Annotated in this window: 23 protein-coding genes; 18 read left to right on the top strand and 5 right to left on the bottom strand. The window is 45.8% G+C overall.

Going from position 1 to position 25,178, the window contains the following annotated elements; all coding sequences use genetic code 11:
• Window positions 1-202 precede the first annotated feature (202 nt).
• The 5 genes from GUA98_RS05600 to GUA98_RS05620 all read left to right on the top strand — a co-directional run bounded on the left by GUA98_RS05600 (window position 203) and on the right by GUA98_RS05620 (window position 5,148).
• Window positions 203-1,018 (top strand): aldo/keto reductase, encoded by an 816-nt coding sequence (locus tag GUA98_RS05600; RefSeq protein ID WP_227779437.1) that lies wholly within the window; start codon window positions 203-205, stop codon window positions 1,016-1,018.
• Window positions 1,019-1,156: 138 nt separating this feature from the next.
• A complete protein-coding gene (locus tag GUA98_RS05605) occupies window positions 1,157-2,593 on the top strand; it encodes a spore germination protein (RefSeq protein WP_193722319.1) in 1,437 nt (478 codons plus the stop codon).
• Window positions 2,594-2,597: 4 nt separating this feature from the next.
• A complete protein-coding gene (locus GUA98_RS05610; protein WP_193722320.1) occupies window positions 2,598-3,800 on the top strand; it encodes a Ger(x)C family spore germination protein in 1,203 nt (400 codons plus the stop codon).
• Window positions 3,801-3,812: 12 nt separating this feature from the next.
• Window positions 3,813-4,040, top strand: a complete 228-nt coding sequence (locus GUA98_RS05615) for a hypothetical protein (protein WP_193722321.1) — start codon at window positions 3,813-3,815, stop codon at window positions 4,038-4,040.
• Window positions 4,041-4,053: 13 nt separating this feature from the next.
• Window positions 4,054-5,148 (top strand): GerAB/ArcD/ProY family transporter, encoded by a 1,095-nt coding sequence (locus GUA98_RS05620; protein ID WP_193722322.1) that lies wholly within the window; start codon window positions 4,054-4,056, stop codon window positions 5,146-5,148.
• Window positions 5,149-5,279: 131 nt separating this feature from the next.
• Here the strand turns inward: GUA98_RS05620 and GUA98_RS05625 are convergent, their stop codons facing one another.
• On the bottom strand, window positions 5,280-5,690 hold the full coding sequence (locus GUA98_RS05625; RefSeq protein WP_153978476.1) for a collagen-like protein: 411 nt from the start codon (window positions 5,688-5,690) through the stop codon (window positions 5,280-5,282).
• A gap of 171 nt (window positions 5,691-5,861) precedes the next feature.
• Here GUA98_RS05625 and GUA98_RS05630 point away from each other — a divergent pair, with 171 nt between their 5' ends.
• The 6 genes from GUA98_RS05630 to GUA98_RS05655 all read left to right on the top strand — a co-directional run bounded on the left by GUA98_RS05630 (window position 5,862) and on the right by GUA98_RS05655 (window position 9,633).
• A complete protein-coding gene (locus tag GUA98_RS05630) occupies window positions 5,862-6,440 on the top strand; it encodes a Crp/Fnr family transcriptional regulator (protein WP_193722323.1) in 579 nt (192 codons plus the stop codon).
• Window positions 6,441-6,518: 78 nt separating this feature from the next.
• Window positions 6,519-6,863, top strand: coding sequence for a darcynin family protein (locus GUA98_RS05635; protein WP_193722324.1), 345 nt, complete (start codon window positions 6,519-6,521; stop codon window positions 6,861-6,863).
• A gap of 305 nt (window positions 6,864-7,168) precedes the next feature.
• On the top strand, window positions 7,169-7,498 hold the full coding sequence (locus GUA98_RS05640) for an ArsR/SmtB family transcription factor (protein WP_193722325.1): 330 nt from the start codon (window positions 7,169-7,171) through the stop codon (window positions 7,496-7,498).
• Window positions 7,495-7,911: an SRPBCC family protein gene (locus GUA98_RS05645; protein WP_193722326.1), complete on the top strand. Its 417-nt coding sequence runs from the start codon at window positions 7,495-7,497 to the stop codon at window positions 7,909-7,911. The genes GUA98_RS05640 and GUA98_RS05645 overlap by 4 nt, the downstream gene beginning before the upstream one ends.
• A gap of 17 nt (window positions 7,912-7,928) precedes the next feature.
• On the top strand, window positions 7,929-8,525 hold the full coding sequence (locus GUA98_RS05650; RefSeq protein WP_193722327.1) for a YdeI/OmpD-associated family protein: 597 nt from the start codon (window positions 7,929-7,931) through the stop codon (window positions 8,523-8,525).
• A gap of 235 nt (window positions 8,526-8,760) precedes the next feature.
• Window positions 8,761-9,633: a YitT family protein gene (locus GUA98_RS05655; protein ID WP_193722328.1), complete on the top strand. Its 873-nt coding sequence runs from the start codon at window positions 8,761-8,763 to the stop codon at window positions 9,631-9,633.
• A 98-nt stretch (window positions 9,634-9,731) separates the two neighbouring features.
• Here the strand turns inward: GUA98_RS05655 and GUA98_RS05660 are convergent, their stop codons facing one another.
• A complete protein-coding gene (locus GUA98_RS05660; protein ID WP_193722329.1) occupies window positions 9,732-10,631 on the bottom strand; it encodes a LysR family transcriptional regulator in 900 nt (299 codons plus the stop codon).
• Window positions 10,632-10,806: 175 nt separating this feature from the next.
• Here GUA98_RS05660 and GUA98_RS05665 point away from each other — a divergent pair, with 175 nt between their 5' ends.
• Window positions 10,807-11,727 (top strand): DMT family transporter, encoded by a 921-nt coding sequence (locus GUA98_RS05665; protein ID WP_193722330.1) that lies wholly within the window; start codon window positions 10,807-10,809, stop codon window positions 11,725-11,727.
• Between the two features lie 83 nt (window positions 11,728-11,810).
• On the opposite strand, the gene GUA98_RS05670 is transcribed toward GUA98_RS05665, so the two are convergent.
• Window positions 11,811-12,908 (bottom strand): glycoside hydrolase family 105 protein, encoded by a 1,098-nt coding sequence (locus GUA98_RS05670; protein WP_193722331.1) that lies wholly within the window; start codon window positions 12,906-12,908, stop codon window positions 11,811-11,813.
• Between the two features lie 139 nt (window positions 12,909-13,047).
• Here GUA98_RS05670 and GUA98_RS05675 point away from each other — a divergent pair, with 139 nt between their 5' ends.
• From GUA98_RS05675 to GUA98_RS05695, 5 genes are all read left to right on the top strand, one after another.
• Window positions 13,048-13,884, top strand: coding sequence for an AraC family transcriptional regulator (locus GUA98_RS05675; protein ID WP_193722332.1), 837 nt, complete (start codon window positions 13,048-13,050; stop codon window positions 13,882-13,884).
• Between the two features lie 87 nt (window positions 13,885-13,971).
• The gene (gene tlp / locus GUA98_RS05680) at window positions 13,972-14,199 is read left to right on the top strand and encodes a small acid-soluble spore protein Tlp (RefSeq protein WP_095358074.1); all 228 of its coding nucleotides are present in this window, start codon (window positions 13,972-13,974) and stop codon (window positions 14,197-14,199) included.
• Window positions 14,200-14,236: 37 nt separating this feature from the next.
• Window positions 14,237-14,425 (top strand): hypothetical protein, encoded by a 189-nt coding sequence (locus GUA98_RS05685; protein ID WP_193722333.1) that lies wholly within the window; start codon window positions 14,237-14,239, stop codon window positions 14,423-14,425.
• Between the two features lie 335 nt (window positions 14,426-14,760).
• A complete protein-coding gene (locus GUA98_RS29370) occupies window positions 14,761-15,552 on the top strand; it encodes an NAD(P)-dependent alcohol dehydrogenase (RefSeq protein ID WP_415753008.1) in 792 nt (263 codons plus the stop codon).
• Window positions 15,553-15,775: 223 nt separating this feature from the next.
• Entirely contained in the window at window positions 15,776-20,227 is a 4,452-nt protein-coding gene (locus GUA98_RS05695; RefSeq protein ID WP_193722334.1) for a glycoside hydrolase family 3 C-terminal domain-containing protein, read from the top strand.
• Window positions 20,228-20,265: 38 nt separating this feature from the next.
• Here GUA98_RS05695 and GUA98_RS05700 read toward each other — a convergent pair whose 3' ends face one another.
• Together GUA98_RS05700 and GUA98_RS05705 are read right to left on the bottom strand one after the other, a co-directional pair.
• Window positions 20,266-21,843, bottom strand: a complete 1,578-nt coding sequence (locus GUA98_RS05700) for a response regulator (protein ID WP_193722335.1) — start codon at window positions 21,841-21,843, stop codon at window positions 20,266-20,268.
• A gap of 7 nt (window positions 21,844-21,850) precedes the next feature.
• The gene (locus GUA98_RS05705) at window positions 21,851-23,659 is read right to left on the bottom strand and encodes a sensor histidine kinase (RefSeq protein WP_193722336.1); all 1,809 of its coding nucleotides are present in this window, start codon (window positions 23,657-23,659) and stop codon (window positions 21,851-21,853) included.
• 130 nt (window positions 23,660-23,789) lie between these two features.
• Between GUA98_RS05705 and GUA98_RS05710 the strand changes: the two genes are divergently transcribed.
• Window positions 23,790-25,121: an ABC transporter substrate-binding protein gene (locus tag GUA98_RS05710; RefSeq protein WP_193722337.1), complete on the top strand. Its 1,332-nt coding sequence runs from the start codon at window positions 23,790-23,792 to the stop codon at window positions 25,119-25,121.
• Window positions 25,122-25,178 lie beyond the last annotated feature (57 nt).

Here is a 25,178-nt window from a genome sequence, read left to right on the forward strand (position 1 = left end):
TATGTAAACCTTTATTCTTTATATTGATAACTAATTAAAAATTCTACAGTTGGTAGGGGACAGCGGTCTCTTCTGTAATAGAGGTAACAACACTTTTTCATCTGCGTAAGAGGAATAGGCAAACATATGAGACAAATGAGATAACTGATATTATTTCATTTGTTGCATAATAGGGTTAGGCGTTTCGTGGATTATTTATAGCTTGAATAGGAGAGTTTATCAAATTCCGGATCAGGACGAATGTGAAAAATGTGTGCTTGATGCGATAAGTGTTGGATATCGTTCCATTGATACGGCACAGGCTTACCGGAATGAAGAAGCCGTGGGTCGTGCCATCCAGAAAAGCGGTGTGCCGAGAGAAGAGTTCTTCATCACGACGAAAGTCTGGATATCCAATGCAGGTTATGAAAGGGCGAAGGCTTCAATTGAAGAGTCCCTGAGAAAACTCCAGCTTGATTATCTGGATTTGCTTCTGATCCATCAGCCGTTCAGTGATTACTACGGTACATACCGGGCAATGGAGGAATACTATAAGGCTGGTAAGATCAGAGCTATTGGAGTAAGCAATTTCTATCCGGATCGATACATCGACCTGGTACAATTCAGTGAAGTAGTACCTGCAGTGAATCAGGTGGAGACACATGTTTTCAACCAACAGATTAAGGCGCATGACATTATGAAGAAATACAATACGCAGATTGAATCGTGGGGTCCTTTTGCAGAAGGAAGAAAGGATCTGTTCACGAACTCTACTTTGCGAGAGATTGGGGATCAATATAACAAGTCGACAGCACAAGTCGCTCTGCGCTTCCTCATTCAACGTGGTGTGGTTGTAATTCCGAAGACGGTCAATAAAGGTAGAATGGAACAGAATTTTAATGTTTTTGATTTTCAATTAACCGCTCAGGATATGGAGAAAATAGCTGCTTTGGATACTGAAGAAAGTGCTTTTTTCTTTCACTATGACCCGCAAACGGTTGAATTTTTGACGGACTACGCCAAAAAAGGGTTTGAATAAAGTTGTAATATACGTGTACTAGTGATGGCCGTCCAATTGGACGGTCTTTTTTAGCTTCTGTGATAACGTGATTCTGCCGGGGAGAAGTTTATTATTCGAATTAGTACCAATACTACATATCCAAGGGGATGGTGAAATATGAAGTTACAACACGAATTTTCCAAGCAAATTTACCAAAATATAGAACTCATATGTGACTTCATGGGGAATAGTTCGGATTTTGTTGTTCGCGAGATCACCGTTGGCAGTTGCCACGCGGCCCTTTTTTATTTGGACGGTATGACAGACATGCAGAAGATACAGGATAACGTCATTCGTCCGTTGCAGGAGACTTCTGCAGAAGAGTTAAGTTTATCTTTCCTAAAAGATAGCGTTCTTGACGTCGGTGGAGTAAGTTTCTCTGACAACATTGAAGATGCGTTGGAACAGATTCTATCAGGTGGACTTCTCCTGCTAATCGACGGGATGGGGGAAGGGTTGGTCGTTTCCCTACCTGGTTGGGAAGAACGCAGTATAACGGAATCGAAGACGCAGCCTGTGATCCGAGGTCCACAAGAATCGTTTACGGAGAATCTTCGTACCAATACAACAATGGTCCGTCGCCGAGTGAAGGACACAAGAGTTCGGCTAACAAACGTCAAGGTTGGCGAAAAAACAAAGACCGACATATCGGTCATGTATATGCATGGAGTTGCTGATGATGAATTGGTACGAAACGTGATATCTAGACTGAAAAATATGAAAGTGGATCGCGTGCTTGAAGGGGAGTACCTCGAAGAATGTTTAGTTGAGAAAAAGCAAATGACCATATTCCCAATCTTTTATAATTCGGATCGCCCAGACTCTATTGCAGCAGGTGTGATGGAAGGGAAAATAGCGATATTTATCGACGGAACTCCCTTTGTCATCCTTGCGCCAGCAGTATTTGTTGATTTCATTCAATCCGCGGAGGATTATTATCAATCTTTTATTTACAGCAGCATCATTCGAGTCTTAAGGTACATCTCCCTGGCAATATGTTTGCTGGCTCCAGCTATATATGTGGCACTAACTACATTTCATCAGGACATGATCCCAACGGTTCTATTACTAAGTTTATCTGCGCAACGTGAGGGTGTACCCTTTCCTGCATTTGTTGAGGCGATGATTATGGAGATCATATTCGAGATCCTGAGAGAAGCTGGTCTACGAATGCCGCGAACGGTTGGTCAGGCCGTTTCGATTGTTGGATCCATTGTCATTGGCCAGGCCGCTGTAGAAGCTAACATCGTTTCACCAGTTATGGTCATTGTTGTTGCGATTACAGCGATTTCAAGCTTTGTCATCCCGTCCTACACCATGGCTATTCCCATCCGGATATTACGGTTTGCTTTTATAGGAATGGCTGCCATGTTTGGCGTATACGGATTGACGGTAGGCATGCTTATACTCCTTGTACATTTGAATAGTCTTCATTCATTCGGCGTGCCATATATGAGTCCAGTAGCCAATTTTCAATCGTCGAAACAAAGTGATGCTGTACTGCGGTTTCCATTTAAGAACAAAGCAAATCATCACAACAAACCAAGGGAGTAAGCCGATGAACTCGTACCGATCCACCATGTCTACATTGTTTGTCTACATCTTGCTAATGGTCATTGTTACGGGTTGTTGGAGTAGTAAGGAGTTAAACGAAATATCCGTCGTGATGGCTATGGGTATTGATTCCGTAGATGACCAGTATGAGATTAGTCTGCAAGTGGTTGATCCGTCTCAGATGTCTCGTAATCGAGCGATGGAACGGTCACCTACAATCGTTTTTTCCAGCCGAGCAAACACGCTGTTTGAAGCTCTCCGAAAACTCACCACGGAATCATCAAGGAAGATGTATCTGTCTCACTTGAAGTTTGTAATCTTTGACGAAGATACAGCAAAAAAAGGAATCAAGAAGCCGCTGGATTTCCTGTTTCGTGATCATGAAGTTCGGCCTGATTTTCATTTGGCTGTTGTCAGAGGCAGTTCAGCTAAGGATGCGGTTACGTTTGTGGCTCCAACCGAGGTTTTGCCTGCAATGGATATGTACAAAGCTTTGAATGTGTCTGAAAAGACATGGGCACCCACTTCTGCGGTCAATGTCAAAGACCTTCTGCAGCGTTTAAAGAAGGATGGCATTGAGCCGGTCTTGACTGGCATTCGGCTAAACAATCTAGACAAAGGCTTAAAGGTGGATAATGTGACGAAATCGCCACAACACGCGAACTATTTATTTACCGGCATTGGTGTCTTTCAGGGAGATCGTCTGATCGGCTGGATAGAAGAGTCCAAAAGCAAGGCGTTTACCTACATATCAAACCGTGTTTCCAGTTCTGTAGCTTCCGTCACATGTCCGAATTCAGAAGGGGAATTTGCTTTTGAAGTCATACGTAACAATGTCAAAATGAAACCGGACATAAAAAATAATGAACCGATTGTCTCTCTTGTCGTGGAAACTGAAGCTAACATCGGCGAGGTTGGATGTGATGCTGACCTGAAGGATGACAAGACATTTAATGAATTTCAGGCAGCAGCCAGAGAAGAACAAGAACAGATTCTGAAGGAGGGTATTGAAAAGGCGCAGCAGATCGGTTCCGACATATTCGGATTCGGAGAAGCCTTTCATCAAAGGTTCCCTCGCGAGTGGCACGAATGGAGAGGGGACTGGAAGCAGAAATTTCAAAGGCTTGAGGTCAAGCTGGATATCCGTTTCCATTTAAACCGGGTTGGGAAAATTACCAATCCTATTGACTCTGAACCGCAACATTAGGAGTGAATGTATATGCTGTATGCGATACTAATCATCTCGATTCTGACCATGTACTATGAGTATCGTCAATTGAAGGAGAAGCATCATGTGCGTGAAATAGTGGTTAGTTTAACCTTGTTCACCGTAGGGACGACATTGATCATTCTGCAGCTAGCACACGTTGAGCTTCCGAGTCCATTAACAGGTATCCGGTGGGTTTTCCAACCGGTAAGCCAGTACATTGCACGTATTTTATCCTAAAGGGGGGACGGAAGTGGGGAGTAAATTAACTGTTCGACAAGCCATCACTTGGTTTGTATTGTATCAGATTGGAAGTGCGTACTTGGTGCTTCCAGCTGCCATAAGTTCTGTTGCCAAACAGGATGCCTGGCTTTCCATTCCCATTTCCATTGCTTTTCATTTGCTTTTGATACCGTTATATTATTCTATCGTCAGGCAGATGAAAGGCAGATCCTTTGTTGCGTATCTCCGAAGCGTGTTTGGTCCCTTGGGCGGGACGATTAGCATCCTCTTTATATTTGCCTTTCCCTTTCTGGAGTGCATCATGACACTTCGAAATCTGGGAGACTTTGTCACGACCTCAATTATGCCCGAAACTCCCTATGATGCCATATATTTTATTATGCTCCTGGCAGTCTATTTTGCTGTTCGCTCGGGTCCGGTTGTTATCGGGCGTTGTGCGGAGATTCTTATCTTTTTTCTTCTCGCCCTATACTTGTTGGTCAGGATTACTCTTTTTTCAGAAGCAGATATCAAAAACCTGCTGCCAATGCTGGAGAACGGCTTGAACCCTGTTATTCTTGCATCCATCAATCTCTTGGCTTTTCCGTATCTGGAGGCAGTTTTGTTTCTGTTCTTTGCACACCACTTCCCGGATCCGAAAAAGTGGAGAAAAACGGTGGTTGCAAGTGCTCTGATCAGCGGAGCCATGTACTTTTTCATGGTTATGCAGATCATAACTGTAATCAGCGCTGGTGTCGTGGCTGACTTGACGTTTCCTACCTTTTTTATTGATCGGACCATCAGTATTGGGGAGTTTCTTCAGCGGTTTGAAATTATCCTTGCCATTGTCTGGTTCGTCACGATTTTCTTTCGTCTTGCATTGCTTCTGTATGTTTCAGCACAAGGACTTGCAGAAACTTTTCGTCTTCGAAGCATGAATTCACTATTCGTTCCTTTGATACTGATTATGTTGGCTATGGCTGATTTTATCTGGCCCAACATTTCATATATCATTGAGATAAATCAGGTCTGGCCTTACTACGCCATGATCTTCGGCATTGGGTTTCCGATTGTGCTCTGGTCGATGAGTAAATTGAAGGGTTCATTAGATTCCGATCTCAAGTAGAAAGCTCTGGCATCAAGAAAATGTAATGAGAAGGATGGTTTTTATTGAAGTGACATTTTCAATCGCAATGGCCTGGATTCAATGTAAAACACCCTGATTGTGCAGATAACCACAATCAGGGTGTTTAAGTATTAGAAACAGCTGAAGGAGCTAATCCGCTGCAGGTCAATGCCGCTGTACACCCAGAAGAATCCAGTCCAGCGGAAGCCGGCTACCGAATTTCTGCCGACGAACACGGGGTACATCCAGAAGCCGGGACCTTGATTCGGCCAAATATATGTGTAGCGGAACAGACAACCGGAAATTGCTCTTGGATCTACAGCATACAATGAAGGCGACTGCTGTGGAACGAATGAAGGCGGCGGTCCGGGAGGGGGCTGCACGCCTTGCGGTGCACCGCCTCCACCTCCGGGGAACGAAGGTGGACCTGATGGTCCTCCAGGACCTCCAGGACCACCCGGTCCGAAAATTCCACCAGGACCGCCTGGTCCGCCTGGTCCACCAAACCCGCCACCAGGTCCAAAGGGAGGTAAAAATGTCATACATCATCACTCCTGTTCATTAGTCTAGGGTATTGTATGTAGGCATTTAAACAGGGGAATGGGTTGAAGCCCATGGATGCAGAAATTTTGTAGGCTGTTCGTTCTATGGATACAAAAGAATGTAAGAGTATAATACATGGGAGAGAACACCGTAAGAGAGAGGAATTCATCATGCACCAATATTATCAAACACTTCGGTTATTGGCTTCCCAAGCTTCCATATCAGCAACGGAGTGGGAATGGTTTGTGAATGCAACTACAGTTAAGCATATCCCAAGTGGAGTCACGATTGTCCAATCCGATCATGAAGTATATCATGCCTATTTCTGTACGAATGGGTTGTTTCGTCTGTATTACACATTGCCTGATGGAAGAGAATATAATGTTGCCTTTACGCTGGAAAATGACTTTGCAACTTCGTACGGAGCCATGATCAGCGGATCAACATCCATGTATACCATTCAAGCAATGGAAGATTCCACAGTGATCGAGATTCCCTATACGGCGCTCCAGGTGCTCATGGATCGAAGTCATAACTGGGAACGGTTTGTTAGAACAGCTGTAGAACGATTGTATATCCGTAAAGAAGAACGTGAGAGAGAATTATTATATCTGACTGCGCTGGAGCGCTATCATGCGTTTTTAGTCAAATATCCAGGGCTGGAGAAAAGAATTCCCCAATATCACATTGCGTCCTACCTAGGTATTTCACCTGTGTCACTAAGTCGAATATTGCATTCGTGTGATTAACCTATGTTAATGCCAACCTGGTTCAGGCGCGTTAAAATGGAATCACAACAACCATTACACATACGAGGTGACAGGATTATGCGGCAAATGATGATTGTACTATTGGAATTTTACCCTTCTTGGTTAGCACTACCACGTGAAGAACGAAGAAACTATGCGTCTTCATTACAGGAAATATTCAATAAGTATAGTTCAGAAGTTAGTGTTCGCTTTTTTGATGCGGAGGCTCTACCCGGTAAAGATTATACTGATTTTGTAGTATGCGAGACCGATGATATCAAGCAGTATCACTTTATGTGGGAGGAGATCCGTGATTCAGAGCCGTATACCAAGGGATATATGAAAATCAAGGATGTCATTATGGGTTTGGAAAATGCCTTTCAAGCCTATGAGACAGAGGCATTACGCATGCCCGCTGAATAAGACAATTTTAGGAGCTGTTCAAATCAGGTTGAGATTCTCCGGTTCATAAAAACTATTGGCTAACTGAGAAAATGTAAGAACACCTCGTACGAGGTGTTTTTTTATTTAAGATTTGCTGTTAATAGAGAAGGAAGTCTCTCCACAGCTAATTTTCAAATGTGTTGACATGACACCGTTTGGTGTCATATAATCAATTCGACACCAAATGGTGTCTGATTAAAGCAATCACATAAATATAAAGTGACATGATAAACAAATCCTCCGTATCATCCATGTTCCGATACAGCAGATTGGAGGGAAGTGGTGTGAGTGAGAACCAAAGATCACGTGATGTATTTGATGCCATTGCTGATCCAACCAGACGTCGGCTCATGCAGATGTTAACGGAAGCAGAAGAGGTACCGCTTCATGAATTAACCTCACAATTTGAAATGGGGCGGACAGCAGTATCCAAACATCTGACCATTCTTAAAGAGGCGAATCTGGTCGTTGACCGAAAAGTCGGCAGGGAAACGAGGTATAGGCTCAATGCTTCACCATTACAAGAGGTTCAAGATTGGGTGGCTTTCTACAGCAAGTTCTGGAGTATGAATATGATGCGCTTGGACCAACTATTAAAGGAGGAAGAAGAATGAGTTTAACATTGGAATTGGACTATCAGTACACGACGTCGGTCGAGAAGCTCTGGGCAGCCTTAACGGATTCAAGCAAGCTTGCCAAGTGGGTAGCCAACATTCATACCGGTCAAGGGATGGAGAATAATTTTAAACCAGTCGTTGGTCACCATTTTCATTTTCGAACGCAGGCAACGGAGTACTGGGACGGAATTATTAAGGGAGAAGTCCTGATCGTAGAAGAACCGCATCGCCTGTCCTATACCTGGGAAAGCGGAGAGAAACATACGGTTACGTGGACATTACAGGATTTGGGTAACGGTCAAGTAAACCTTCACCTGGAACAAACCGGAATTTCCAATCCTCAAGCACTGGCTGGTGCCAAGTATGGCTGGAGTAAATGGTGCGATGGGCTTGAGAAGCTTTTGGCATAATCTAAGGAGGGACCTCGATGTTAAAAGGTGAGAGAAATACAAAAATTGATCCCTATTTCAACAAGCTGAAGAATTGGAAAGAAGAATTCGAGCTGCTGCGGGAGATCGTTCTGGATTGCGGGCTGACAGAAGATTTTAAGTGGATGCATCCCTGTTATACTTTGGACGGTAAAAATATCGTTCTGATCCATGGATTTAAAGAGTATTGTGCTCTGCTGTTTCACAAAGGGGCGCTGCTAAAAGACCCTCATGGAATTCTGATCCAGCAAACGGAGAATGTACAGGCAGCACGTCAGCTTCGGTTCACCAATGCTCAGACGATTCAAGAAATGCAGCTGATTATCCAGGATTATATCGAGGAAGCCGTTCAGATTGAGAAAGCGGGTCTGCAAGTTGAACTTAAAAAGCATGACGAGTATACCCTGCCTGAGGAATTAGCCAACAAATTTGTTGAAATACCTGAGCTGAAAACAGCTTTCGAAGGACTGACTCCAGGACGCCAGAGAGCATATATCATGCATTTTTCTTCTCCCAAACAATCCAAGACCCGAGAGTCGAGAGTCGAAAAGTACATCCCGCATATCCTTGATGGGAAAGGACTTAATGACAAGTAATGAAGTGTCTGTGAGTATAAAATGCGTCACACCATAAGTCGCTGATATAGCGGCTTTTTTGTGCTTTTCTTAATCATTTCATGACTGTACTTTTAAGGTTTGTCAGGGGATACAACGGGTAACAAGAACGAAAAAAAGCAATACTAACAGTCATAATGAATGCGAAAAATTTGTCAAGCTGGTGTTTATTAATATAAACTATATTTTATGAGTTCTTATCCAAGGAGGAAATTGAATGCATCAAAGAAAGAAAACAAAATCGAATAAGGCAAGAATTTTTTCAAAAGTTTTATTGATTATCATCGGGGCTTTTATTACGGCATACGGCCTTGAAGCCATTTTGATCCCCAACAATGTCTCGGACGGTGGTGTGACGGGTCTGAGTATCGTTGGTTCACAATTGTTTGGATTGCCGCTGGGAATGCTGATCGGTATCATCAATATTCCTTTTGTGTGGCTGGGATATAAGCAAATAGGTAAAAGCTTCGCTCTCTATTCCATTATCGGTATTGCTTCACTCGCAGTAAGTACCAGTCTGATGCACCATGTACCTACAATTATTGAAGGGGACACCTTGCTGGTTACCGTTGTCGGCGGGATTATCATCGGTTTCGGTATGGGTCTGGCACTTCGCAATGGCGGGGCATTGGACGGAATAGATATGCTGGCAGTGCTGCTTTCGCGTAAAGTTCCTTTTGGTACCAGTGATCTAATCTTGTTCCTGAACATGTTTGTATTTATCGTCGTTTCATCTGTGTTTGGTCTGCAAGGGGCCATCTTGTCAGGGCTGGCTTATTTCATTGCTTCCAAAGTTATTCATATCGTTGAAGAAGGCTTGAGCGGTTCCAAAACGTTTAAAATTATTACCAATCAACCCGAAATCATGGTCGAAACCATTCGTGACCGATTAGGTCGTGGAGCAACCTATACGGATGCTTATGGCGGATACTCTAATGAACAATTTAAAGAAATCACTTGTGTAATCAACCGTATGGAAGAGAGCAAAATTAAAGAGATCATTCATGAAATTGACCCGAATGCTTTTGTAGTTGTGTATGATGTAGCAGAAGTGAAGGGCGGCAGCTTCAAAAAGAAAGATATTCACTAATACTTAAGCATGATGCAAAATCATAAACATAGAAACAACAAAAGGTCGCTACATATAGCGGCCTTTTTTTAATGCTCTTTATATTCTATTCAGTATTTTCAAACATCAATCAAAGGCTTCCGATTCGCTTCAAATGGAAACAAGGTTTGTGCAGCCTCAATAAAGGCATTTACCGCAAGGGTACGTTCATTCTCAGGACTCGCGGCAACATGAATATCCCGATAGGCTTCAGGTGAAAGGCGTTTCAGAGCAATTCCCTGCGGCAAATCCAGAAGGGACAATTCGGACATGACAGCCAATCCTTCACCGGCAAGAATCATCTGAAGTGACGTTCTGTAGTTGTAAAGAATGTATTCGACTTGTGGCGTGACTCCTGCACTTTCAAACCAATTCAGGACAGGCGGCTCATATCCGGCTTTCCAGAGAAGCATGGGCTCTTCCCGCAGATCCTCAGGATGAATGATGTCTTTCGCAGTTAAAGGATGATCCTCTCTCATGACCGCATATATGCCTTCTCGATACAGAGGGAACGAATCTGTTGTCTCTTCGGAAGGAATGAGCAGGCCGACATCAATCTGTCGATTATCCAACCAATCCTGCACCTCCGCAATCGTGCCTTCCACGATACTGAACTCCAGGTTGGGGTATTGCTGCTTCATGTAACGGATCAGCTTTGGGACAAAGTAGGACGAAGCTACCGGGAAGGCACCAATCCGGACAGAGCCAATCTCCAACCCTTTTTCACTCGAAATTTCCTGATCGATCTTCTCATAACCTTGCAGGATTTCCCGGAAAATCCGGACAATACGTTCACCGATCGGTGTAAGTGCAACGCCGCGACGACGGTCACGGATAAGAAGCGTAACGCCGAGATCGCGCTCCAGCGTTGTGACTGCTCGGCTGACTGCGGGCTGTGTCATGTTCATTTTTTCACTGGCGAGTGTAAAACTGCGGGTCTCCGATATCGTGACGATTAGCTGTAGTAGAGATTTGTTCATATCAAATTTGGTAACTCCCTCATAAGTTATATTCATTTTATTTATATTTGAGTGTATTGTATCATGTTTATAGCAAAGCAGAAAAGAGACGCAGTAACTAAACGTATCGGATTCCACTGACACATCACACTAAAGATTCGGAATCTGGAATACAAGCGGATAGGAGGAAGATGATATGAAAGTAAGAGCCTGGTTATTTTTGATCTTGGCTAATCTGTTTTGGGCAGGAAACCTCATGTTTGGAAAGGCCGTAACGTCCGATTTTCCGCCGATCTGGGCTTCTTTTCTAAGATGGGTGATTGCGGCTATTGTGTTGATTCCACTCGCGCAGCTGGTGGAGAAACCAAACTGGCTGAAAGTATGGAAGAATAACTGGGGCATTCTGCTATTCTTATCCCTGGTAGGTGTTGTGTCCTATACACTTCTCACATACACGGCATTGCAGCACACATCATCTACAAACGGCAGCTTGATTAATAGTCTAACTCCAGCCGTGATGATCGTGTTGTCCCTGGTTTTCTTGAAAGAAAAAATAACAGGATGGCAAGGTGCAGGGTTGGTATTATCGTTCTTCGGTGTCCTGACTGTGCTAACGAAAGGTCATGTACTCGGATTATTCAGTACGCATTATAACCAAGGAGACGGGATTATGCTGGTGGCCGTATTTTTATGGGCGATCTATTCGATAGTGGGCAAAAGAGGACAGCATCTCCCGCCAATTACGTTTGTTGCCTTTACAGCCTTTATCGGTGTTATATGTATGATTCCGTTGTTATTTTTCCAGCCGCTGCATATGGAGAACATCACGAGCTTCGGCATGACCGGTATTATATATCTGGGCTTATTTCCTTCCATCGGCTCATTTCTGTTCTGGAACCACGGCGTCAAGGAGCTCGGGCCGGGGAAAGCCAGTATTACAATGAATTTGATGCCCATCTTCACTGCGATTCTATCCGTTGTGGTTGGTCAGGAACTGCTGATTTCCCAAATGGTTGGCGGTATTATCGTCATTGCGGGAATGTTGTTATCAGCAAATTTGATGCGTCGGAAAGCAGCCGCCAGAGCATTTTGGAAACGTACAGGAAGGACCGCTTAATATCGTCATGGTTAACCTTCTTCAGACAAAAAGGAAAATAAAGAAGACAGAGGCTGTTGTCCCTGTCTTTTTTGCGTTTCAACCTATTTTGCTGCCAAATTCATCTCGACGCACATAAGTATGAAGGCACCTGCCCCGTGCAGATCGTTTTCACTGGTGGGCCGAGCAATGTAATGATCATAGTCTCCAATGCCTGTGCCAATACAGATATTACCGATGATAACCTTCCCGTTCTCGTCAAACTGTAGTGTGTCAATAACGCCTTGGTAACCTTTCCATGCATACTGCAAATATGTTGGGTCCAGATAGCCGAAACGAACTGCTTTGGCAATGGCATGTGCAAAGAGAGCTGTACAGGAATTCTCATGCCAGTTATCTGGATGCTCACCTTTGTCGATGACTTGATACCATAATCCGGTGGCAGGATCCTGGTAATTGGTCAGAGCAATCAGCAGATCCTGTACGATCGTTACGAGTTTATCTTTGTCCGGATGATCCTCAGGCATGTATTCGAACATTTCTAGTAGTGCTACCGGATACCAGCCAATGGCCCGGCCCCAGAATTCCGGAGCAAGACCCGTAACAGGGTCAGCCCATTTGGCTTCTTTTGTCTCGTCCCATCCGTGGTAGAGCAGGCCAGTGACAGGGTCTTTCGTATGCTTTTCCATAAGCAGTGCCTGATAGGTCATAATATCGATGTAATCACTCTCACCGAAGGTTTTGGCGAATTGCACTGCGATCGGCCCAGCCATATATAAACCGTCCAACCACATTTGGTTCGGATAATGTCCCTTATGCCAGAATCCGCCTGATGCATTTGTGGGCCAGGATTTTAGCAGGGGAACTAAGGTGTGAAGCGCATTTTTGTACCGTTCATCTCCCGTCTGCTCGTAGAGGGTGAAGAGAAGAACACCGGGCTGGATGTCGTCGAGTTCGTCAGACTTATACTTTTTGATGCTGCCATCCTCCAGAATTTGACTATCGACCCAGCCTTTCATGTAATCATAGAGCTTTTGTTCTCCGGTTTGTCGCCAACATTTCTCCATCCCGGATAAAAAGACACCCTGATGATAATGGAATCGGTCTGGCGGAAGATGTTCCGGCTCGAATGTATCCATAATTGCTTCACAGGCTTTTAACGCCCATTGAATTGGCGTCGTGGTAGATGAGGTGGTTTGCATGTATTCTTCCTCCTTGGTTGGTTGTAATCCCATTTTACCAACAGATAATGTACATGATTTGCGGAAAATGCCTATTTCTTCTTATTTCTTGCGATATAATATATACATCAAGGACGGAACGGAAGGGAGCATGACTTTGATGGGGAATCTCTATTTTGAAAATGCGGAGAGTACATTTCTGGTATCCCACCGAAAAGCATTAAGTCATCATATGCCGGTAAGCCATTTTCACAGCACATACGAAATCTATGTGTTGATGTCGGGGCAGCGGGAGTTTTTCATTCAGGACCGGACCATTACCATTGCGGAAGGCGATGTTGTTATTATTTCTCCGAACGTTCTGCATCGCACGACTAATGCGGAACGGCCAAAGCATGAGCGGCTTATTATTAATATGCATGCACAGTATTTTTCGGTGGACGGCTCCCATGAAGAAGTTCTTCAACCTCTGCTACAGCGGGATTATTTGATTTTGAAAGGTTCCCTGCGCAGTAGAGCGATGATCGATATGCACACAAGAGCCATTATGCAGGAGATGAAGGAGCGAGGAAGTGGCTTCGAATTGTATGCCCAGACCCTTGCCGTGCAGCTGCTTATCATGTGCTGTAGACATTTCAAGCCGCATGATGCGGAACCGCTTGCAGCGCCAAGTCCTATGCATGAGCGTATTTCAGAAATTGTCCGTTATATTAATGAGCATTACATGGAGGAACTGTCGCTTCATTTTCTGGCAGATCAGTTCTACATCAGTCCTTATTATTTGAGTCGATCGTTCAAAGAAGCGACAGGATTCGCTTTTGTAGAATACGTCAATAGTGTGCGAATCAAGGAGGCAAAAAAGCTGCTTGAGAGCTCAAGCCTCAAGGTCAATTTGATTGCGATGAAGGTTGGATTCGGGAGTGTAACCCATTTCGGTCGGGTATTTAGAGCGGTCACAGGACATTCGCCATTGCATTATCGAAGGAAAGGAGACTGAATTTCATGCATAAGCTTCGCTCTCTTATGGAACACTTCTGTAGTGCGAATAAACAGCACTGATTCCATTTTTGGGGAGGTGAGATGTATGAGCAAACCGGATAACCGTGAAGACAACGTGCAGCATTTGCAAAATGCGGTTCAAAACACCATCGAAAATTACCGGGAAGCGGAGGATTATCTCGAAGAATTCGGAGATGAAATTCCGGCTCGGGAAAAAGGTCAGATTGAGGAAAAAAATGAGCGCCGTAAACATAGCATTTCCGGATTCCGTGAAGAAATTCAAGATGAATCTAAGCATCAGCAAAACTCATAATGTGGAGACTATTTCGGTGTTGTAGGAGGGTTAGCAGATGACGAATCTGGATCCGCAAGAACTTCTTAAACAAAAACACGAGCTGGACGAGCATAAAAGGCAGTTCACCAATTTTGCCCGAAGCGTATCAGGGCAGGGTGAAGTAGAAGCCGGACAAGAATTCAGTCATGACCGGCAGGATGACGATCAAAACCGCATGAAATCTGTTGAGAACAAGCGTGCTTAACGGATAAAACCCGCAAATAAGCTGATCCATTATTGGATCGGCTTATTTGTTTATGCACCTTAATTTTATTCGGTTGTGACCCTCACCTGGATTTCGGTCAAGAATTGATCGGAAACGATGGTATCCCGATTATCAATTTCATAGATTTCAAAAGGATCTCCGGATATGTTCAGCCCTTCTTCGCTTGCATACGTAATAACGTGGATTAGCCAGCAATCTCTTCTGCTGCGCGTATTCCCGGTATTCTGATTCAGGAAATGACTGCTACATCATTTTAAACACTTGATCAAATGGATCGATAACGGATAGGTGCCTTTCGTCACCCGCGTTACCGGATTCTCGGTGCAGACATCGCAGGGATAGTGATCTCGGTGGGATCGGGTGCCAAACGATTCAAACCGGGTGACGAAGTGTTCGGAGATCTGTCCGGCTGCGGCTGGGGCGGATTCGCGGAGTATGTGTGCGCGAGCGAAGAGGCGCTGACTCCCAAGCCAGCGGGGATCACGCATGTGCAAGCTGCAGCCATTCCACAGGCAGCCGTTCTGGCTCTGCAAGGACTGAGAAATCAGGGGAATCTGCAAAAGGGAGAACATGTTCTGATTAATGGCGCAGGGGGCGGAGTTGGGACGTTTGCCATTCAATATGCCAAATTGCAGGGAGCAGAAGTGACCGCGGTGGATCGTGGTGAGAAACTGGATATGCTGCTTGAAATAGGTGCCGATCATGCGCTGGATTATACCAAAGAAGACTTCGCGGCAAGCGGACCAAGCTATAATCTGATTCTTGATGTCGTCGGCAACCGTTCTGCGTTCGCGCTAAAGCGGGCGTTAGTGAAGGGAGGCACCTATGTCATGATCGGGGGACTGATGCCGCACATTTTGCTGACCTTAGTAGGGAGTCCATTCGTTTCTTGGCTGGAAAAGAAGAAATTAAGCCTTCTTATCCATAAACCGAACCATGGAGACCAGATGATCTGGAAGGAGCTTGTTGAATCAGGCCAGGTTACTCCACGTATTGATCGGGAATATACTTTAAGTGAAACATCTCAGGCCATTCGTGACTTGGGAGAAGGCCGGGTAAACGGAAAAGCTGTTGTCTGTTTGAAGAAAACTAAAAATGATGATTAATGAAGGCAGTATAATATATAAAATTGATGTGAGATGATCTATGATCATTTTGGAATTAAACGTAAAGATTGCAGCCGCATACTTGCGGCTTTTTTTGTGTTGGCTTCTCCGTATGACGTTAACCTAAAAATACTGTACTTCAACACACAAACAAAATGCACTGCGAGCCCCCTTATAATCGATAACTGAAAGCGATTACAAAATATGGGGAGGGTTACAGCGCATGCCAAGGATTTTAAGACAAAAAGTGGGTAAGAGGATGCTCTCATTGGTAACGATTGCGAGTCTGATGATGGGTTCATGGGCCACTATACCGTCATCTGTATCCGCTGCGAATGAAGTTGAGTTCAAAACTCAGCAAGGAGGCGTCTTTGATGGTATGCCTTTATTTGACGGTAATCCAGAGCATTTAAACTCTTTCGTGGATACCTATTTTGATTACACCGGGCTAGAAGGACCAGCAGTATATGTTACAGGTTCTCGTAACCACTATACCCTTACGAAAGGACCGAATGCGGGCAAGGTGATTCCAGGTGCATTATCTGCTGCAGATAACGTACAGGGGGTATCGACGGATTTTCCTGCGCTCATTGGCATGGGACAGAGTTGGAATAAGGAACTTTTGTCCGATATCGGAGAAGTGATGGGCAGTGAGAAAATCAGCAAACTGAAGGTTAAACAGGGCGAGTCCAATATACATGGGGGTAACGATGCTTCTCTAAGCGTTGCGTTCACGGTTGTCAGTGACATGCGGATCAATCCGCTCAGCGGTCGCTTCGACGAAGGCTTCTCTGAGGATGCGAATATGGCGGGAGTGCTGATTGACAAGATGGCCAGCGGTCTAAGCGGAGTGGACCAACCTGCCAGTGAGGATGGATTCTGGATGAGAGCTGCCGTAGGAACCAAGCATTATTCCGTCTATAACGCGCAATGGTTCAGGCAAACCGCAAACAACAGCGCAGGAGCACGCTCATTATTCGAGTATCAAACGAAAGCAGCACTGCCGGGCTTCGAGTCGGGTGCGTTAGCCGGTACAATGACGTCCTATGGACGGACGAACGGCATTCCAAATATCCTTTCTCCACTGCAGTTATTGGCCAACATGAACGCCAAATATGGCGTATACAGCTCACCTGATTTTAATGGAGATGCGATTGTATCTAACGCAAACCAACTTGGAAACGGGTACGATGATCGGTATGCTGTGGATCGTGGTCATGCAACCATCCTTATGGCTCTTGCCAAAGCAAATGCGGGACGGCCTTCAGGTACGACTCCTGCCGATGTGACTGACCTTGTGACCCTTGTGGAACAAGGAGAGTACGGCATAACCAAGGAAGAGCTTATCGAAGCAGCCAGACCCCATGTAAACCAGCTGGTGCGTCTGGGGATTTTTAATGAAACCGATGAGCTAGGCATTCCGAAAGGTTATCCGTTCGCGAGTGAAGCCAAGGACGTACGAACGTCTCCACCTTCTGACTACAACCAGTTGGATCATCAGGAAGTAGCCCTTCGTGCGGCTCAGGAAAGTATCGTGTTACTCAAAAATGACAGTATTCTTCCATTGGAAAAAGGAAATCGTGCTGCTGTTTCCGGCGTGTATGCTGACGCCCGTTTCAAAACGACCTACTCAGTCGGCGCGACGCCTGAACTGGAAAACTCCGGTGAATCCCCGCTGCGTTCCATCATCAAAATGAATGGAAGCAGCAACGTAAACTATGCTCCGGGAGGTGAAGTCATTAGTCTGAGCTCCAAAGCCAACCAACAAACGGTTACGGCAGATGTGTACAGTCCAAACGCCGGAACGGAGGGAGCACAGCTCATCACGACTTCGGATACGCCAGCAGAGGATAGCTCTTCCCATTTGTTCCGTGTATATGATTGGGGTCAGGCGGGTTCCAGTTTGTTGTCACTTCATAATCAACGTTGGATTACTTCGCCTGCGACCAATAATGCAGCTGTAGGTAACACGGATGGCACGAGCCTGAATCTGACGAATAACGATTGGAGCCTTCCGGATATGATGGGAGACACGAGTGCCATTCCGCCAACGCTGCGAATGGAAAACAATGAGGACGGATCCATATCTATTGTTGCCAACGGCTACCGGACTGGATTCTCTGGTGACTTCACCAACTGGTACTATGCCAACGGGCGCTTCATCCAAGTAGATGGGGATGGAAAGCTCGTGACCGCATCAACCCCACTTGGAAATAAAGATAATGCTGCGAATCGCCCCGACGTGGCTAAATTTGAGAAGAGCATTGTGAAGAACGCGGGCGAAGATGCCGCAGCAAGAGCTGCTGAAGACGATTATGCGATTGTTTTCGTAGGCGCACCACCACGTCATAGTGCTGGGGAAGGCAACGATCGCTCAAGTCTGGATATGGGTGAGGCTGATTATGCACTGGTTGATAACGTATCTGCTGCTTTTGCAGCCGAAGGTAAGAAAACGATCGTCGTCGTTAAATCGAGCTTTCCTGTAAGCATGGAACGCATTCAAGACAATCCAAACGTATCTGCCATTGTATATCAGCCGTATGGCGGTCAATATGATTCATATGCACTGGCCCAGGTGCTGTATGGAGAATACGCACCAACAGGTCGCTTGTCGTCCACATGGTATGCGGGCATGGATGCATTCCCCGCGATTAATTCTTACGTTGTGCCGGAAGGAAACGCATCTGGCCTCGATACGATCGATCCTCGTTTCACAGTAGATATGACAAATGCAGATCCCATTGAATCTGGGTTGACATACATGTACACAGACGCCAAGGTGACCTACCCGTTCGGTTATGGCCTGTCTTATTCTGACTTTACCTACGATTCGCTGAACCTGCCTTCTTCGGTTACAGGGGAAGAGCCATTCACGGTTTCAGTCCGTGTTACGAATGAGGGTGAAGTCGCGACGTCCGAAGTAGTGCAGCTGTACGCCCGTAACAGCAGTTCCGCTTACGGCTCTCATGCGCCCAAAAAGAAATTAACCGCATTTGAGAAGGTCCATCTCGACCCAGGTCAAACGAAAGAGGTACAGCTGCAGGTGGATCCAAACACGCTCGCATTATGGGATGTTAATCGAAACGATTGGATCGTCGAGCATGGCAGCTATGATTTTATGATTGGAACCTCGGCTGCAGATGAGGACGTGCAAGCTTCCAAGTCCATAGGCATTACTGGAAGGTCGGTGGCGACTTTATCTCTTACCCAACCGATTAATGTATTTGATCACGCATTTGCTTCCAACGAAGTTGTCTATCACGAAGTGTCCAAAGAACGTACTGCAGCCCAGTTAAAAGCGAAATCGATCGTAGGAGGCTACTATGCCGTTCGTTCGAAGCAAGATGGATCGTGGGTTGCCTTACCGAAGGTCGATCTGACTGGTGCTCAGAAGGTGAAGGCATCGGTCGCATCCAATGCAAAAGGGGGGACGATCTCATTACATGCAGATAAGCCTGACTCTGCCCCACTTGCTGTATGGAATGTACCGGTGACAGAGCCTGTCTCATACAAGATCAGCAATGCTAACGTCTCAGTCAAGGAATTAGGATACACTGAGGTAGAAGCTGATATTTCTTCTGTCGTGACTGGTGTGCATGACTTGTACCTGGTGTTTCATGAACCAGATCTTCGAATCGACGGATTATCGTTCACTTTAAAAGATACGGGGGTTAATCCTGGAAACCCGGGCACGAATCCGGGAACGAATCCAGGTTCGCCAAGTACGCCAGGTTCGGGTAGTGTTGGTACACCTGGCGAGACACCCGCATCAGGATCCGAGAATGAAGGCGAAGTCGATTCCGGAGATAATCCCACTATTGCTGTCACCGTAGAAAAGGGAAGTGAGAAGGACCAAGAGAAGGTAAAAAGCATTCAAAAATGGGGCGTAAAGGTGATTGGAGAGCCTTGGAATGTGACAATTAAGAATAAACAAGGTATGTTCGTCATCTCAACCCTTCCAGTTGACAATAGCGCTGCTGCAGACGCCACAACAATTGCGCACATTGGAGAAGGAGGCGCACTTACTCCAGTCCCCGGCATGCTGACTCAGGACACGAATGGTAACGAGGTATGGAACGTACTGCTTCATCAAGGAGGAACCTACGCAGCTATTCAGGCATCACGCAGCTTTGTTGACGTTGAATCATCGGCTTGGTATGCCAGAGATATAGCTAAAGCAAGCAGCTTGCTTCTGATTAACGGTGTTTCTGATCGGCGCATGCAACCGCAGGGAACGACAACATCCGCCCAAACGTTAATGGTCGCTCTGAATGTGTTAGGCATCGAGCCGGAAGCATCAGCATCCAATGAAAAATGGTTTGATCCGGTATTACGAGCTGCCGTGAAGCATGACCTGATGGAAGGAGGGCAATACGAGCCTAACGCCCCAATGTCCAGGGAGAACATGGCAGTGGTACTCGTTCGGGCATTGAAATTGGCTGGAGTGAATACAGAGATGTCGGAAGCCGAGATGGATTCCTGGCTGGAAGACTTTAAGGACCAGATTGAGCTAACGCCCGTGAACCGGCCAGCCATGGCAACAGCCATCAAGCTCGGTGTCTTCCAGGGTTCACCGAATGGGCTACTGCAACCCCAGAGCACGCTGACACGCGCGCAACTTGCTGCGGTCATTGTCCGAGTCCACGATCAGGTTGCAGCATTGCTTGACCAATAAACCATTAAGCAGCACTACAAAAACAAGGAACTGGGCCATCAAACATGGCCTGGTTCCTTGTTGTTTGCGGAGAAGGATTTATGCTGTTTTCGGAATTCCTCTGGAGTCCAACCCGTCAATTTTTTGAATACCCGAAAAAAGTACTTTGGGTTATCGTAACCCAGTTGTTTGGCGATTCGATAGATTTTGTCGTCCGTAATCGCTAACAGGTGTTTGGCTCGCCCGATGCGCAGACGGTTCACGTAATCAGTAAAGTTTTCAGAGGTCTTTTCTTTGAATAGATAGCTGAGGTAACTCGGGTTCAGATAGAACAGGGAAGATACCCATTCCAGCGTCAAATCCTTGGCAAAGTGATTATCTATATACTTCTTGACGTTATCGATTACCTGATCCGATGCATAGGGGTTATCATCTTTCAGGAGAAGTGCTGCTCCTGTCAGTACCTTTCTCATGTATTGCCGGATGCATTCCATATCGAACGATACGTTTAGAACGGCCTCAAGACTTGAGGAAGCATTATTGCTGCTCCCGTTCTGGAGATAGTCATTTAACAGCCGCTTCGTTTCTGTAATAATCTCCCTGCATTGTTCCTTCAGATGAGTAAGCAAGGCGTCAGGCTGCCGGATGTAGAAGGCAAAAAAATCGGTAATGAGTTCATCAACCTTCTGTGAATTTCCGCTCTCGATGAAGAACAGCAGTTCAAACATTCGAGTCCACTTCAGAGGACTGAACGGAATGTTTCTCTCGGAATACACGTAACATTTGCCGAAATCGGTAATGGATCGTTCATCTAAGGCAAGGATGGTTTGGTGGTGAGCTTCTCTGACCCCGTCAATGCCTGTGAGCGGTGAGCTGATCCCAATGCAGATGTCTGCAGATTGCGATTTCGTCAAAATCAGGTTTGCTGTTTGAATAGCCTTTTTCTGCATCTCCAGCATTGTGCATTCCGAATCATGAATCAGGAAAAACAGCAGCTGATCCGATTGTGGATGAGGAATGTACAGACCATTTGAAAATGTAGGCAGCTGCTGTGCTGAGAGCGGTTGAGGGCTATAGACCGTCATTAGAACAAACTGCTCAGATGCAAAAATGGCAGCAAATTCAGCAGAACGGAACACAGGTGTTTTACTAGAAGCATTGGGAGCCAGTACAACATTCAGGAAGGCCTGCATGTCGGCATCGATTTTCATCTGTTCCGTTTCGACGGTTCGCATAATGACCTCACGCTCCAAGGAGCGTTCCTGTTCGATGGCATTGATGGCCTGGTGGAGCGTGCTATGAATCTCTTCTCTGCTAAAAGGCTTCAGCAGATAATTTACGACCTTGGCTGAGATAGCCTCCTGCATGTAATCAAAATCGGCATGACCGCTAATAACAATGAGCTTTATCCGCGGATATTGTTGACCTACCGTTCTGATTAGCAGTTTGCCATCGACCTCAGGCATGCGCATGTCCGTAAAGATAATATCCGGCTTGGATGAATCAATCAGAGCTAATGCATCTGCACCGTTATCCGCCTCGCCAAGCAGCTCAAGCGAATGATCGAAAGTCTCTAATTTTTTTAACAGACCCTTGCGTATCAACGGTTCGTCATCCACAACGATAAACGTGTACATCTTTTGGTCACCTCTTTTCCCAATCGGCTGGAATCTCAATCGTAATTTGTGTTCCCTTATTCATCTTGGTATCGAAGGAAAGTCCATAGCTCTCTCCGTAATACAGTGCAATTCTTGAATGTACATTTTTGATGCCGATACTTTGCTTCTGTCGCTGGCCGACAGCGACAAATTCGGGTGGTTGCAGGAGCAGTTGTCGAAGCTCTTCCGCCTGTGACTCTGACATGCCAATACCATCGTCCCGGATTTGAAATACAATTCGGTCATCCTGAAAGAAGCCTGTGATGGAGATGGAGCCTTTTCCGCGTTTGTTCTCAAGCCCGTGATAAATGGCATTTTCCACGAGGGGTTGAAGCAGCAGTTTCAGCATGCGACGGCCATGAATCTCTGGATCCACACGAAGATCGAACCTGATTTTGTCACCGTACCGGATTTGCTGTATGGCCATATAGTTTTCGACATGTTTGAGTTCCTCGCTGACCATAACCAATTCGCTATCCGTTTTGATGCTGTAGCGGAACATGTCTCCGAGCGACTTGGTCATCACCACAATGCTCTCGACTTCTTCAATCTCTGCGATACTATTGATCGACTCCAAGGTGTTATAGAGAAAATGGGAGTTAATCTGGGCTTCGAGCGCTTTCATCTGCGAATCCAGCATGAGAATTTTATTCTGGTAGCTCTCCCGTATATGGGTATCAATGTCCTTCATCATTTTGTTGAACTCGTGATACAAAATGCCAATCTCATCGACTTGCCTGGTCACTTGAGGTTTGATATTTACGAATTGGTGAGATTTGGTTTTACGCATCATTTTGGTCAATTCAATGATGGGTTTGGTAATCAGGTTCGACAAGAAAAAGGAAAGCAGGAGGAAGATGACTGCACAGCTAACGGCTACATAGAATAGCAGCTTCTGCGAAATGTTGTACTCTTCATACAGCCGATCCATGGAGATGTTGGCAATCACGTTCCAATTACGTCCTGGTACCTTCTGAATCACTGTCATGATGTTATCCTGAATTGATTTGTATTGTGAACTGCTGCCGACTTGCTGAGTTGCCGTAGCGAGAGAAGCGGAGAGAGGAGTGCCTACCTTGCTTCCGTCAGTTGAATATAGGATCTCGCCAGCATCGTTCGCCAGGTATAGATTGGACAAGCTTGGTGCCGGGTTGCGTTTTAGCCCGTCGAAGATGTTCATACTGCAATCCAGCATGAACACGCCAAGAAACTCGTTGTTGTTTGGATCATAGAGAGCTCTGGAGAAACCGATTGATTCTTTGGCGTTAATAATGTACGGTTTGACGCCGACTTCACCGATGTATAAATCGCCTTTGCGCTGGATCGTATCCAGGTACCATTCATCACGAAGAGCGATATAATCGAGGCGCAGGTCGGTGCCGCTGCTGCCATAGCTGATCCATTTGCCATCTGGTGTGAACAGGTATAACCCATTGATGTAATTGTAGCCAAGCAGGATGTTTTCGAAGATTAATTTCAATTTGCTGCGGATCATGAAGATTTCATACTGGTCGTTCGTCCCGTTTAACTTAATGAGTTCATCACTCACTGTACTGTAAGCGGTTGCATTAGAGGATTGCTGAAGTAACGTGACCGAGATTCGGTCAATATTCTGCAAGATCTCTTCCATGCTTTTGACCGAATTACCGATGGTTGTCGACGTCACGAGTGAGGTTTGCTCATTCACCAGCTTCGTGTAACTGCGATAAGAACTGACAGAAACGACGATAATCGGCACAATCGACACGAGGACGAGGACCAGAAAAAGTTTAGTTTTGATGTTGAACAGAATCATACGTGCTCCTCCCGCCATTGTCAAATCTAAAAATAGTGCACCAAACGAGCCAAAGCAAATGCACTTAAGCCCACCGTATGATGAGAATGTGCACAAAGCAAGAATAAACATGAATTGGGGGAATGACAAGATGAAAAAAAGAAAACGACTATGGTCCTTAACGTTGGTGGTTCTCATGATCTTCCTGAGCGCCTGCAGCTCTGGCGGCCAGGAAGAGGGCGGAACGGAAAATAGCAGTGGGGGAACAGATGAGTCCGGGAAGGCCATTACGTTAACGATGATGCTATCGGGAAACAAGGCCTCTGAAGGAGAGGATTTTGAGCTGGAAACCTTACCGCGCCTCGTCAAGGAAAAGTTCCCGAATATTACGCTGGAAGTGCAAAAGCTGCCTGACGACCAGTACAACACTTCTGTGCGAACCAAGCTTGCAGCCGGACAGGGTCCGGACATTTTCTGGATCTTTCCGAAGAATGCGGCTGGCGGCGTCAATGATTTTGCGAAGGCAGGATTCGCTGCAGATCTATCCGACCTGACGTTCTGGGACAATATCAGCCAGGGAGCGAAGGAAGACATGTCCTACGAGGGCAAACCGTATGGAGTGGCTGAAGGACTTGATTTTCTGGGTGTTTACTACAACAAGGAATTGTTAGAGCAGGTGGGGTATACCGAGTTTCCGAGAGATTGGTCCTCTTTCCTGGAACTGTGCCAAAAGCTGCAAGCTGCAGGCGTGACACCAATAGCAATGGGCGATAAAGACCCGTGGATGATTCAATTCGGCATGTATCCGATTGCAGCCAATGTCGTGTATCCGGATGAGATGGATTTTGATGTTAAGCTGCAAAACGGTGAGAAATCGTTGACTGATCCAAAGTGGGTTGAAACGATCTCCAAATATAAAGAACTCTATGATAAGAACTATGTGGTTAAAAACTCGCTTGGCATTGGAAGTGCCCAATCTGCACAGTTGTTCATCGATGGGAAAGCAGCCATGACCTTAACCGGAACATGGGATTACGCTTCCATGACCTCCAAGGGCGCAGCTGAATTTACACGCGGATTTGCTTCACTGCCGGGTAACGAGCCTGGACAGCCGGTGTTTGTATCCGCGGCAACGTCAGCAGGGTATGCTCTGAACGCGAAGTCGGCGAACCTGGATGCTGCCAAAGAAGTGCTGAACTACCTGTTCGACGGTGAATCAGACCTTTTCAAAGCATTTGTGGAAGCCAACAGTTCCATCAGTGTGTATAAAGATGTGCAGCTTGAGAACGAATTGTTCAAGGAAGTCAACGACAACTATCAACAAACCGGAAACTCCGTATACTTCAGCAATCAGATGTGGCCGGCGGGCGTGTCGGATGTTATGCAAGCGAAGTTTGCTGAAATTATCGCAGGCCAGAAAACAACGCCTGAGGATGTGGCAAACGCCATGGAAACCAAGTTCAGAGAGCTGTGGAAAAACTAGAATGATGCTGTCTGCCGCAAAGGGGGAGGAAAGTTAGCCTTCCTTCCCTGGCTGCAG

This window comes from Paenibacillus sp. P13VS (genome assembly GCF_015143645.1).
Lineage (GTDB): Bacteria > Bacillota > Bacilli > Paenibacillales > Paenibacillaceae > Paenibacillus > Paenibacillus xylanilyticus_A.